Here is a 13,629-nt window from a genome sequence, read left to right as displayed (position 1 = left end):
ATTGTTACTTAATAAGAAGCTTACGTTCAGAGCTTGCTGAGTTATGCTTGTATAGTCGCTTTATGCTGATCAGAAAAGTGAGCTGTAGCAAAAGCGGCTGCACCCAAAACAGCGGAACGCTGCTCTAGGCGAGAAAAGCTAATTTGAACGTTAGCATAGGCATAGGACTGAAGACGCTGTTCCAAGATACGTTTGATAGGCTGTTCAAGCCACTTTTCCAAGGTCGCATAGCGATTTCCTAGGATAAGCTGCTCCGGATTGAACATATTGATTAGATTTACGAACCCGATGCCAATATATTCACCTACTCTGTTAAAAAGCTGAATCACCTCACGATTTCCTTGCTCGGCAGCGCGTTTTAGTGTAGTGATATCTGATAAAGATGTCAGAGATGGCTGACCTTCAAAACCTTGATTTTCTACAATCTGTAAGTGTCTAGCTTGCTCGAGTAACGCTATTTCTGATGTGTAGAGCTCCCAGCACCCACGGTTTCCACAGCTGCATTTCTTGCCATTCGCTTCAATCGTAAAATGACCCATTTCACCTGAAAAACCGGCTGCCCCTCTAAAAAGCTTGTTGTCAATCATCACACCTGTTCCCACTCCACTACCAAAGCTGATATAGATGAGATGCTCAGAGTTTTTCCCTGCTCCATATAGCTTTTCTCCGTAGGCACCGGAATTCGCTTCGTTTTCAACAATAATAGGTACTTGGAAATCCTCAAAAAGAGGAGTTCTAAGATCAATGTTTTTCCAGCCTAGATTTGGAGCAAATAAAATCGTTCCTTCCTTATCTACAATTCCCGGTACCCCCACTCCAATACCTACTACTCCATAAGGACTAGAAGGAGCTTTTCCAATGAGAAGTTGAATGACCACCTTAAGCTGCTCAAGAACATATTCTGGATCTGCTTGATTTAGTGAAATATCATGTTCATAAATAATGTTCCCTTGAAGGTCTGTAAGCACAGCAAGGATATCCTTTACTCCTAAATCAATACCGATAGAAAATCCGGCTAGATGGTTATAAAAAAGCATGACAGGCTTACGTCCACCACTAGATTGTCCTTCGCCAATTTCGTAGACAAGCTGTTCCATGATTAATTCCTGTACTAGACTTGAAACGGTGGCTTTATTAAGCCCACTAAGCTTAGAGATATCGGCACGGGAAAGGGGAGACTTATCCCTTAAAAGCTGGAGCACTATAGATTTATTAATTTTTTTGATGAGGAGCTGATCTCCTGTCATAAGATTCATCATACATCACCTATTTCTAATCTGTTTATCCTTTAAACATAGTAGCATATATCAATCTAGGATTGTAAGGGTTAGTTAGCTAAAATAATTTAAGTAAAATCTAAACAAAACAATATTGACAACGCTTTCAAATAATATTTATACTTAGTTTATTCAATAAACTAAGAAAGCGAGGTGAGGAAAATCAAAGAAAATCGTATGGTTGTAAGAAAGGATATTGAGTTAAAGGTAAGTAAGGTAAGAAAGCTTTTCCTAGATGAAAAGAATTATGCTGCGGTCTATCTTCAACGTAGAGATCACTTCTCGTGGCTTACCAGTGGTGGATATAATGGTGTGGCTTACAATACGATGAAAGGGGAATGTGGAATCCTAGTAACAGAGAATCGTTTCTGCTTGGTTACTAATACCATAGAAAAGCGCAGGATACTGGAGGAAGAGCTGTATGATCTGCCTGTAGATATCATGGAATACTCTTGGTTTGAATCCCTTGAGGATGCCTTAAGAAAAGCTGTTCCAAATGGGAGGATAGCTTCTGATCATACCTCATCTTGTACAGTTGACGAAACAGAGGCACTCAACCAATTACGTTATTCATTAACTAGCTTGGAGCTTGAACGATATCTGTATTTTGGTGAGCTAGCAACGGATATTTTAGAGAGTTTCTGTATGGGAATAAAGCCTGGACAATCGGAAAGGGATATCGCTGCAGGATTAAATCAAGCTTACCTTTCTGCTGGATTAACACCAACGGTAACCCTAGTAGGCTGTGATGATAGAATCGATATCTACCGTCATCCTATTGCTACAGCTAAAATTTTTACTGAAAAATGCATGGTCGTATCCTGCGTAAGCTACAAAGGGCTAATTGTTGCTTTGACTAGAATGATCTACGTAAAAAATCCTTGTGAAGCTAAAGAACGCTTCAAGCATACGGCTCGAATTGATGCTGAGATGATTACTGCAACTCAAGCCGGAGCCTCAACCAAAGCATTATTTGAGCAGGTAAAAGTACTATATGCAGAAGCTGGCTATGCAGATGAATGGAGATTACATCATCAGGGAGGAGCGATAGGCTATCAGAACCGAGATTATTTGATTACTCCTACTAGCACCGAGACTATACAGCTTAACCAAGCGTTTGCTTGGAATCCTTCTATTCAAGGTACTAAATCCGAGGATACGATTCTGACATCAGAATCAGGTCCTGAAATTATTACATGCTCTCAAAGTGGCTGGCCAAGAATAAATGTTGTACTGTCATCAGGTTGTAAGCTGAGTCGTCCAGATATTTATACATTAGATTAACGTATGTAAAAAATAATTTAATTTTGGGAGGAATTGAGATGGAGATTTTCCAGTCTGTTCAAAAGATAGAATATGAAGGGCCAAATTCAGAGAACCCATTTGCCTTTAAATATTACAATCCAAACGAGGAAATTCAGGGGCAAACGATGGAGGAGCTGCTTCGCTTCTCTGTAGCGTATTGGCATACGTTTGTTGGGGATGGTAGTGATCCTTTCGGTCAAGGTACGATGCAACGGTCTTGGAATCAATATGATGGAATGGATTTAGCGAAGTCTCGGGTGGAAGCAGCATTTGAGCTGTTTGAAAAGCTACAGGTTCCTTTTTATTGTTTTCATGATGTGGACATTGCACCAGAAGGAGGATCACTAAGAGAGACGTTTGCTAATCTCGATCAAATTGTTGCATTACTTAAGGAGCATATGAAAAGCAGCAAAACGAAGCTTTTATGGAACACGGCTAATCAATTTTCTCATCCTCGGTGGGTTCATGGAGCAGCCACTTCTCCAAATGCAGACGTTTTTGCGCATGCCGCAGCTAAGGTAAAGAAAGGGCTTGAGATTGCCCTAGAGCTTGGAGCAGAAAACTATGTTTTTTGGGGTGGACGTGAAGGGTACGAAACCCTTCTAAATACAGATATGAAGCTTGAGTTAGACAATCTTGCACGCTTCTTCCATATGGCTATTGATTACGCAAAGGAGATCGGTTTTAAAGGTCAGTTTCTTATTGAACCAAAACCAAAAGAGCCAACAAAGCATCAGTATGACTTTGATGTTGCGACTGGTCTAGCTTTTCTACAATCCTACGGACTGAAGGATTACTTTAAATTTAATGTAGAAGCCAATCATGCAACTCTAGCGGGACATACGTTTGAGCACGAGCTTCGCGTTGCTAGAACACATGGTATGCTTGGCTCAGTTGATGCAAATCAGGGGGATACATTGCTAGGCTGGGATACGGATGAGTTTCCCACTGACCTTTATTCAACAACCTTAGCGATGTACGAGATTTTGAAAAATGGTGGACTTGGATCAGGTGGACTTAATTTTGATGCAAAGGTAAGAAGAGGGTCGTTTGAGCCGGAGGATTTATTTCATGCTCATATTGCAGGGATGGATAGCTTTGCTATCGGAGCGAAGATCGCTGCTCAACTCATCGAAGATAAAGTGTTGGAGAACGTTATTGAGGATCGTTACAGTAGCTATTCAGAGGGCATTGGGCTTGAGATCGTTGAAGGTAAAGCGAGCTTTCATACTCTAGAGCAATACGCTTTAGAGCAAGGAGAGATTAAGAATAAGTCAGGCCGACAAGAGGCGATTAAAGGAGTAATAAATCGTTATTTAATAGAGACTTGCTCCGGTGTAAAGGTGTAGAATAATAGAAAAGCACGGGGGTGGTTGAATGAACTATGTGATAGGCGTTGACTTAGGAACAAGTGCTGTAAAGGTTTTATTAGCTAGGCAGGACGGGGAGATTATTCAAGAGGTTTCTAAATCCTACCCATTACTACAGCCTCAAACAGGTTATAGTGAGCAGGATCCCGAGGAATGGGTTGAGAAAACAATAGAAGCCCTTAAGGAGTTAGTGGACCACTTTGATGATGAGCCTAGTAAAATTGTTGGTTTGAGCTTCTCTGGACAAATGCATGGATTAGTTCTGCTAGATGATAATAAGAATGTGCTTAGAAATAGTATATTATGGAATGATACTAGAACCACTGAGCAATGTAAGCAGATTTATGATCGAGCTGGTCGGGATAAGGTTCTGAAAATCACTAAAAATCCAGTTTTAGAAGGGTTTACATTAACCAAGCTACTGTGGGTGAAGGAGCATGAACCAGACTTATTTGAAAAAGCTAATGTTTTTCTTCTACCGAAAGACTATCTGCGATACCGTTTGACAGGGCATATTCATAGTGAATATTCAGATGCAGCGGGAACATTGCTCCTTGAAGTGGCTGAAAAACGCTGGAGTGAGGAAATGTGTGAGCTTGTTGGAATTCCTCACTCCATTTGTCCACCTCTCGTTGAATCCCATGCCTGTGTTGGAACACTGACTAGTGAAGTAGCTGGGCTAACCGGATTAAGCGAAAGCACTCAGGTATTTGCTGGTGCAGCAGACAACGCATGTGGGGCTATTGGAGCTGGAATCATCTCGAATGGAAGTACTCTATGTAGTATTGGAACATCTGGAGTCGTGCTTTCGTATGAGGAGTCCAAGGATCGAGATTTTAGTGGTGATATCCATTACTTTAATCATGCTCAAGAGGATGCCTTTTATACGATGGGTGTCACACTGTCTGCTGGTTATAGTTTAAGCTGGTTTAAGGAAACGTTCGCTGCATCAGAAAGCTTCGACCAGTTACTAGCTGGTTTAGCAGATGTCCCTATTGGAGCAAAAGGACTTTTGTTTACACCTTATTTAGTTGGTGAACGAACTCCCCACGCTGATTCTAGTATTCGCTCCAGCTTTATCGGAATAGATGCGGCTCATAAGCGAATTGATTTTGCTCGTGCTGTATTGGAAGGAATTACGTTTTCCTTGCAGGAAAGCGTTGAGATCTTCCGGAATAGTGGAAAAAAGATCGATCACATTATTTCTATAGGTGGAGGGGCCAAAAATGAAATGTGGCTCCAGATACAAGCAGATATTTTTAACGCTACTATTGTGAAGCTAGCTAATGAGCAAGGGCCAGCCTTGGGAGCGGCTATACTTGCTGCGTATGGTAGTGGTCTATTTAACTCCCTAGAGGAATGTACGAATACATTTATTAAATACGATAAAAGCTACGATCCAATTCCGGAAAACGTTGAAAAGTATGAAAGATTGTTTTTACTCTATAAAAAGGTGTATGAGCAGACTAAGCAGCTTAATGATGAGTTAATGAGCTTTAGATAACCGTAATGCTTCAAGTTATTGAGTACAGATTATAGATAGATGATGAAAAATTTAAGAGCACAGATTCAGGTTCAAGTCTCCTGAGTCTGTGTTTTTTGCTAATGGTCTATATCCCTTCTCCTCTGCTTTTTCCTCTATGTACATACCCAAACACCAAAAAAGTACAGATAATACCAAATGAATGCTATTGATAGCGCTTACATTTAGCCTGATTCACTCATATAATTTAGCTGTAGTTATTATAGCAAAGGGGGATATGTATGAATAAATCGTGGAAAACAGCTTTATTAATGGTAGCTCTACTTTTTAGTGGGATTCTTGCCGCGTGTAATAGCAGTACAGGAGGAAGCGGTAGTGTAAGTGTTGGAATCGTCTTACCGACAAGGGATGAGCCTAGATGGGTGCAGGATGAGCAACGCTTCAAGGAAGCGCTAGAGGATTCTGAGTATACCACTGAAATTCTTTTTAGTCAGGGCTCTTCAGCAAGAGAAAAAGAAAATGTAGAAACACTTATTAATAGAGGGATTGATGTCCTAATCATTACCCCACAGGATGGCGATGCAGCTGGTGCTGCAGTTGAGACAGCGAAGAAAGAAGGAATTACCGTCATTTCTTACGATCGGCTGATTACGAATACAGATGCGGTAGATTACTACGTTACATTTGACAGTGTTTCCGTAGGGGCAGCACAGGGACAATACTTAATAGATCAAACAGGAGGGACTGGAATTCCATTATACCTTTATGCTGGCGCAGCTTCAGACAACAACGCCTTTTTATTCTTCGAAGGAGCTTGGAGTGTTCTTCAGCCAAAGATAGCCGATGGAACGTTTGTTATTGCCAATTCTAGTGAAGCAGAGGCGTTAAAGGATTCGGCTGAATTAACGCGTGATCAAATGAGTAGAATCCTTGGTCAGGTCACTACAAACTGGGATCCAAATGAAGCGATTAATAAAGCTCAAACTCATCTTACAGCCGTAGGTCCTGACTTGAAAGGGGATGTAGCTGTCCTTGCTCCGAATGATGGAACAGCTCGTGCTATTGCAGACGTGTTTGCATCAGATGGAGAGGTTTCTAGTTATATTGTTACTGGTCAGGATGCGGAAAAGGCATCCATTCAATACATTATTGATGGTAAGCAATCTATGACTGTATTTAAGGATGTTCGTACTCTTGTAACAGATGCTATATCTATTGCCATTGATATATTGGATGGTAATACTCCAGAAACTACTGGCTCATATGACAATGGAGCGAAAGAAGTAGAAGCGAAGCAAACAGATGTTATTGTTGTTAATCAGAATAATGTGAAGCAGGAGCTAATAGACTCAGAATATTATGAAGCTAGTGAGTTCACCGGACTGGAATAAGCAGAGGAAGGGTGGCGGGCTGTCCGCCACTTTTTCTACTCTAGCCATTGCTTTTGTTAAAGGGGGTAAAGAGATGAACCATTATATTTTGGAGATGCACGATATCTCCAAGGAATTTACTGGAGTGAAGGCGCTAAGCGATGTGAGCTTCAAGGTGGAAGAAGGAGAGATCCATTGTTTAATCGGTGAAAATGGTGCTGGAAAATCTACATTAATGAAGGTGCTTAGCGGAGTTTATCCGTATGGAACCTATACAGGAGACATTGTTTTTGAAGGGGTGGTTCAGCAATTTAACAAAATCAGTGACAGTGTAGATACAGGGATCGCCATCATTTATCAAGAGCTAGCCTTATTTCCTGATCTTACAGTGTATGAGAACATCTTTGCTGGTAATGAGATCAAGCATGGAGGTTATATTGACTGGAACAAAACAATTGTTGAAGCCCAAAGGCTGTTGAAAAAAGTGAAGCTACATGTAAATCCAGACACATTGGTTAGAGAATTAAGTGTAGGAAAAAGACAGCTTGTTGAGATTGCTAAAGCACTAAGTAAAGATGTGAAATTACTTATCTTAGATGAGCCAACAGCCGCTTTAAATGAGAATGATAGTGAAAATTTACTTGCCCTATTAAAGGAATTAAAGGAACAGGGCATGACCAGTATTATGATTTCTCATAAATTAAAGGAAGTCATTAGCATTGCAGATAAAGCAACCGTCATCCGGGATGGGAAAACAATTTGTACATTGGACGCAAGGCAGGGGGAAATCTCAGAGAGAGTGATTATTAAGAATATGGTGGGACGAGAAATTGAGAACATCTATCCTAAACGAAGGAAAAAATCAGAAGACCAAAGAATATTGGAGCTCAAAAACTGGTCGGCCTATGATCCTCAGCTAGGTAGGGAGGTTGTAAAAAACGTTAATCTGCATGTGAAAAAAGGAGAGATTGTTGGCATCGCAGGTCTTATGGGCTCAGGCAGAACAGAGCTTGCTCTAAGTCTCTTTGGGAATGCTAAGTCCTACAAGCTTGAAGGAGAACTGTTTTGGAATGGCATGCGTACATCTTTAAATCATCCAAGAGATGCCATTAAAGCAGGGATCGCTTATGTTACAGAAGACCGTAAGGATGATGGTTTGTTTCTATTACAGGATATTAAAAGCAATATTTCTGCTGCTAATCTTCATGGTATAGCCACTAATGGGGTTATTAACGTCAATGAGGAAATTAAAGTGGCCGAACGATATAAAGCTTCTCTTCATATTAAAGCATCCTCCCTTGAACAGTTAGTAGGAAATTTGAGCGGTGGGAATCAACAAAAGGTTTCAGTAGGAAAATGGCTCTTTGTTGGCCCAAAGCTCTTAATTTTGGATGAGCCTACTCGAGGAATTGATGTTGGGGCTAAGTTTGAAATTTACACCGTTATGAACGAATTAATTGAACAAGGATTGAGTATTGTCATGATCTCTTCTGAGCTGGGCGAAGTGCTTGGAATGAGTGATCGGATTTATGTGATGGCTCAGGGACAAATAAAAGGAGAAATCCCGATTGAAGAAGCGGATCAGGAACAAATCATGGAGCTTGCAACACAATAGGGGGGACTGAAGGATATGGGTGTTTTTCAAGAAGCAAAAACATTAATTCGTGAAAATATCCGTGATTACGGAATGTATATTGCCTTATTTGTTATTATTGTTACCTTTACATTCATGACGGACGGCTTGTTTATCTCATCAAGGAATATAAGTAACTTATTGGATTCCGCTGGCTACATCGCCGTACTTGCTGTAGGGATGACACTAATTATTGTGATTAGGCACATTGATTTATCTGTAGGCTATGCAGCAGGTTTTTTAGGAGCTATTGCGGCTATTTTATTAACGCAGGCTGGTGTTTCGGTATGGTTCACCATCCCCATTATTTTAATCATTGGAGCAGCTATTGGTCTTTTTAATGGAGTGTTGGTTGCTCAAATTGGGATACCTTCCTTTGTGGCTACACTTGCTGGGATGCTAATATTTCGAGGTGCGTTATTACAGGTCACTGAAAGAACTGGGACAATCATCATTCAAGATAGCCATTTCAATGCAATTGGGAACGGTTATATCCCGTCTTTGCTTGAGATAAATGGCTTGCATCTTCTTACTTTGTTAGTAGGATTGGTTGGGATTCTCCTTTATATACTTAGTGAGATCTCTACTCGACGTAATAAGATAAAGTATGACTTTGAGGTTATCTCTAAACCTATTTTCATTTTAAAGCTCGCCTTTATTTCTTCTATTATTGCTTATGTTACATGGATTCTAGCAGGATATAACGGCTTTTCTTGGACAGTTATGATTATGCTTCTAGTTGTTGTAGTCTATCATTTTTTTACAAAGAAAACGGTTCTAGGAAGGCATATCTATGCCGTTGGTAGTAACCCTGAAGCCGCACATTTAAGTGGTATTAACGTGAAAAAAATCACCTATATCGTGTTTGGCTCAATGGGGATGCTAGCTGCTCTTTCGGGCATTCTCTTTACTTCAAGGCTGCAGGCTGCAACAACGACAGCTGGAACATTATTTGAATTGGATGCCATTGCTGCCGCTTATGTTGGTGGGGTTTCATCTGCTGGTGGTGTTGGAAAAGTAACAGGGGCTATTATCGGTGCGGTGGTTATGGCATCACTGACCAATGGAATGAATCTACTTGGGGTTGGTATTTCCTATCAATATATGATTCGTGGAGGAGTACTAGCAGGTGCAGTAATCTTTGATGTATTAACACGTAAAAAAAGGTAAACTCTACCTTCCTCAGCTGCCTATGCTATGATGTGGGTAGAACATGAATGTAGGAGGGATAGATCCTTGCAAAAGCTTGGGATAATTGTGGCTGTTGTAGTTGTCGTTTTACTCTGTCATTTCACTTTCACTTCAGCTCAAAAGGTCCTTCAGTTAGATAATCAGCTGCCTCGGCTTATAGGAGAAGAAGAGGGGAATCATCGCTTAGTGCTGATTACGCAAGATAGACAAACGCCATTTTGGGATAAGGTGGCAGAAGGAGCTATAAGACAGGCTGAAATAGAAGGAGTCAGCTTAGAGGTTTGGGGTAGCTATGGAATGAACAAGGAGGATTTTCTCAAAAATATTGAGGTAGCCATTCACTCAAAGGTTAATGGGATCCTTGTGCAAGGCTTAGATTCACCAGAATTTAAAGAGCTGACAAAAGTAAAGGCCTCTTTTCATGGGATTCCAATTATAACAGTAGCCAATGATGTGCCGATGGAGGAAAGTCTACGACGAACGTATGTAGGATCGGATCAATATACGGCAGGTCAATTGATTGCTGATGAGCTTATACAGCAGATGGTTTCAGACGGGCAGGTTGTACTTATGTATGATCGTGAACGCGAATATTATCAAAGGGAGCGTATAAGAGGAATTAAGAGCGTACTTAACATGTACTCTAAGATAGAGATCATTGAAGTGGAAACAGATAGTACAAGAGATCAAGTAAAGGCGGCAACACGGGATGTCATGAACAGGTTCCCGCAGGCAGATGCTTATATCCCAGTCAATGCTAATCATGTAGGGATAATGATTAGTGAAATAAGTAAGCGTTCTCAACTTGATCCTTTTCTTATTTATACCTTTGATGATGGTCCTGAAGCCATATCATTATTGGCACAAGGAATTATAGATGGTGTCATTGAACAGGAACCCGAAAAAATGGGGGAATGGAGTGTTCAGCTACTAGTTGAATGGTTAAATGGAGAGACTGTTCCTTTAAATCATAAAGGCTACCTAACAGACTTGAAGATATTGAAAGTGAATGGTGCAGAATGACAAGCATTCAGAAGAAAATCCTAACACTCACGACGATTGTTTTATTGATTATGTCATCCATCTGGTTAGCCCTGACTTACTATAATTTTAAGACACATCAGCAATACAATGATGTCCTTCAACGCTATCTAAGTATGAATGAAGTTTCTAGAGCTAGCCAACTGGTTGTGAACGATCTAAATCAACTTATGCTTGATTCTAACCCAGCAAGCCTGCAGCAACTTCAAGTAAGTAAAGAAAAGCTTTTACATGCAAAGCAAGGGGTGTATCCCTTAAGGAACAGCGATAATGCTTTTACTTTAACAAACTATGTGCATCTTATTGATAGTCTAGTAGAAACAACGAATCGATTCATTTTGTTTCAAGCTGAAAAAGATACTGAGAGCTCTGCCCACGAGTTTTCTGAAGCAAACAACATCTCCACCTATATCTCTGAGATGACTTTAGCTCTAATTGACATAGAATTAAACACGTATAGCTTATTTTATCGCGGGATCATGGAGCAATCTGGCGAAGTTATTAAATTGGGAATATGGGTGCTATTACTTATAACCTCAATTTTATTAATTATCACCTATTGGTTTTCATTAGGGATTACTCGTCCAATATTTCAGCTAACTAAGGCAGCCAATGAGCTTTCTAAAGGAAACTTTGATCGGCAGGTGAAGGTGACGGCTAAAGACGAGATTGAGTTTTTGGCTAAAACGTTTGATCGTATGCGAATTAATATCAATAATCTTATTTCAGAAATTAAGCATAAAGCAGCTCTAGAGCGTGAGCTACAGGAGAGTAAACTGCTTTTGCAAGAAAGTCAGTTTCGCAGCCTTCAGAGTCAAATTCATCCACACTTCCTATTTAACACATTAAATACACTTTCTAAAAAAGCTTATCTAGATGGGGCCGAAGAAACCAGTGATCTTCTTGTAAGTGTTGCGGGTATTCTCCGCTATAATTTAAAGCAGCAGAATAGATCTGTTACTTTAAGAGACGAAATTAATGTGCTAAAGCAATATATAGATATTCAAAAAGCAAGATTCACAGATCGACTTCAAGTTTATTTAGACATTGATGAAGCCTGCCTTGATCTGAAAATACCAGCTTTAACTCTTCAGCCCATTATTGAAAATGCGGTCATTCATGCTGTGGAGCCTAAGATAGAGGGTGGGACAATTTGGTTTAAAGTTAGGAAAAAAGGACATGACGTTATCATAGAAATTGAAGATGATGGAAGTGGAATGCCGCAAGAGAAAATAAAGCAGATTATAAATGAAGAAGCTCCAGCTATTACAGAGGGTCATTCTACGGGCATAGGCTTTAGTAATGTTGTCAAACGGCTACGATTATTTTACGGCTATCAAGATGTGATTGAAATACTGAGTGTCCAAGATAAGGGAACAAACATAAAGCTGATAATAAGAAGAGAAGGAGCTGTTCTTGATGATCAAACTTCTCATTGTGGATGATGAACAGGTTGAACGCCAGGGAATGCAAGCGATTTTAGAAAGAAGCTTTCCCCATCTGCGAATTCAGCAGGCAAAAAACGGTAAAATGGCTATAGAGCTGGCTACAGAGTTTACACCAGACTTAATTCTTATGGATATTAAGATGCCTGGAATGACAGGGCTTGAAGCTGTTGAGAAGATAAGCTCTGACTTTCCTGCCATTAAATTCATCATGGTAACAGCGTATGATACGTTTCAATATATGAAGGCAGCTATTAAGCTCGGTGTGAAGGATTATATTTTAAAGCCTAGCAAAGCAAGTGAAATTGTGAGTACAATCGGTAAGGTGATTGAACAAATAATAACGGAGCGTGATCACTATAGAAAAAGCCAATTACAGCAAGAAGTTTGGGAAAAGGCTCAGGTCCTTGTGGAAACAGATGTTGTCACACAGTTTTTATTTGACCACGTGCATGAGGTTCATGTTGATATGCTTATTAATATGCTTGAAATTCCTTCATCCGATGAACTGTTTGTGATGGTTCTACACTTACCTGAGGGAGCGGAGGTCTACTATTCTCTCATAAAGGAAAAAGTAAGACAGAAGAAGAGTGGCTGGGTTGGTGCGCTTTATGGGCGACAGCTTCCTATAATCGTTTTTAGACAGTATGAGTTTTCCTACCGTTCTCAAGCTAGTGCCTGGGCAAGAGATTTTCTTTCTCTTCCCGCAACAACTGAAAGTACTGATTGGTTTATCGGAATAGGGGGAGTTTATAAGTCATTGGATGATATTAGAACATCCTATCAGGAGGCATTAATGACGACAATTGATATGAATGCTCGGAAGGACTATCATTTTTACGAAGATATTTCCTTCCAACCTGATCGACTTGAGGAGAACATAGCTAATCACAAAGAATTGGTGGACAATATAAGACTTGGAAAATGGGATCGTGTTTATACCCAGGTGATGAACCAACTAACCTATTTTGAAAAAGGAAGAACGGCGATTGTACATGCACAGCAACGAATACTTGAACTGCTCTGGATAGCCTCCAGAATGATGAGTGAGAGCGGAATAGAAACAGTGACACCGTTATATATGGTTCAGCCACTAGACTATCGACAGCTTCGAGGGGAAACGGATCAACTGATACAGAAAATGAAGCAATCCTACGAACAACATATTACCCTTCTTGAGTCTGATACGTTCCATAAGTTAAAGCAGTATATCATAGACCATTCACAAGAGGATATTTCCCTAGATACTTTAGCTCAAAAAGTACAGCTTAGCCCTATTTATATAAGTAAAATGTTTAAGGAAAAACAGGGTGTAAACTATATTGAATTTCTAACAGAATGCAGAATGGAAAAAGCAAAAAGCCTGTTAGCAGACGCTGAAAAAAGCATTAAAGAGATCACATTCGAAGTGGGATACCATGATCCAAACTATTTTAGTAAGGTATTTAAGAAAGTGACCTATATCTCGCCTAAAGAGTATCGAAAGACAATGCTTGGTCAGCAGGTTTGAGAGG

At 40.1% G+C, this 13,629-nt stretch carries 10 protein-coding genes; 9 read left to right on the top strand and 1 reads right to left on the bottom strand.

Annotated features, from left to right (window positions below; all coding sequences use genetic code 11):
* Positions 1–41 precede the first annotated feature (41 nt).
* The gene (locus tag J2S11_RS16665; RefSeq protein ID WP_307396427.1) at positions 42–1,256 is read right to left on the bottom strand and encodes an ROK family transcriptional regulator; all 1,215 of its coding nucleotides are present in this window, start codon (positions 1,254–1,256) and stop codon (positions 42–44) included.
* A gap of 174 nt (positions 1,257–1,430) precedes the next feature.
* Here J2S11_RS16665 and J2S11_RS16660 point away from each other — a divergent pair, with 174 nt between their 5' ends.
* From J2S11_RS16660 to J2S11_RS16620, 9 genes are all read left to right on the top strand, one after another.
* Positions 1,431–2,561 carry a M24 family metallopeptidase gene (locus tag J2S11_RS16660; RefSeq protein WP_307396425.1) on the top strand — a complete coding sequence of 377 codons (1,131 nt, stop codon included), beginning with the start codon at positions 1,431–1,433 and terminating at the stop codon, positions 2,559–2,561.
* A 38-nt stretch (positions 2,562–2,599) separates the two neighbouring features.
* Complete coding sequence (gene xylA / locus J2S11_RS16655) at positions 2,600–3,931, top strand: xylose isomerase (RefSeq protein WP_307396423.1); 1,332 nt, start codon at positions 2,600–2,602, stop codon at positions 3,929–3,931.
* 28 nt (positions 3,932–3,959) lie between these two features.
* Entirely contained in the window at positions 3,960–5,456 is a 1,497-nt protein-coding gene (gene xylB / locus J2S11_RS16650; protein ID WP_307396421.1) for a xylulokinase, read from the top strand.
* Between the two features lie 260 nt (positions 5,457–5,716).
* Complete coding sequence (locus tag J2S11_RS16645; RefSeq protein WP_307396419.1) at positions 5,717–6,826, top strand: sugar ABC transporter substrate-binding protein; 1,110 nt, start codon at positions 5,717–5,719, stop codon at positions 6,824–6,826.
* 73 nt (positions 6,827–6,899) lie between these two features.
* The gene (locus tag J2S11_RS16640; protein ID WP_307396417.1) at positions 6,900–8,420 is read left to right on the top strand and encodes a sugar ABC transporter ATP-binding protein; all 1,521 of its coding nucleotides are present in this window, start codon (positions 6,900–6,902) and stop codon (positions 8,418–8,420) included.
* 15 nt (positions 8,421–8,435) lie between these two features.
* Positions 8,436–9,608, top strand: a complete 1,173-nt coding sequence (locus tag J2S11_RS16635; protein ID WP_307396415.1) for a sugar ABC transporter permease — start codon at positions 8,436–8,438, stop codon at positions 9,606–9,608.
* Between the two features lie 66 nt (positions 9,609–9,674).
* Positions 9,675–10,652 (top strand): sugar ABC transporter substrate-binding protein, encoded by a 978-nt coding sequence (locus J2S11_RS16630; protein ID WP_307396414.1) that lies wholly within the window; start codon positions 9,675–9,677, stop codon positions 10,650–10,652.
* Positions 10,649–12,115, top strand: a complete 1,467-nt coding sequence (locus J2S11_RS16625; RefSeq protein ID WP_307396412.1) for a sensor histidine kinase — start codon at positions 10,649–10,651, stop codon at positions 12,113–12,115. Before J2S11_RS16630 ends, J2S11_RS16625 begins: the two co-directional genes overlap by 4 nt.
* The gene (locus tag J2S11_RS16620) at positions 12,090–13,625 is read left to right on the top strand and encodes a response regulator (RefSeq protein ID WP_307396410.1); all 1,536 of its coding nucleotides are present in this window, start codon (positions 12,090–12,092) and stop codon (positions 13,623–13,625) included. The genes J2S11_RS16625 and J2S11_RS16620 overlap by 26 nt, the downstream gene beginning before the upstream one ends.
* Positions 13,626–13,629 lie beyond the last annotated feature (4 nt).

This window comes from Bacillus horti (assembly GCF_030813115.1).
In the GTDB taxonomy this organism is placed as follows: Bacteria; Bacillota; Bacilli; order Caldalkalibacillales; family JCM-10596; genus Bacillus_CH; species Bacillus_CH horti.
This window is presented reverse-complemented; position numbering and strand designations above follow the sequence as displayed.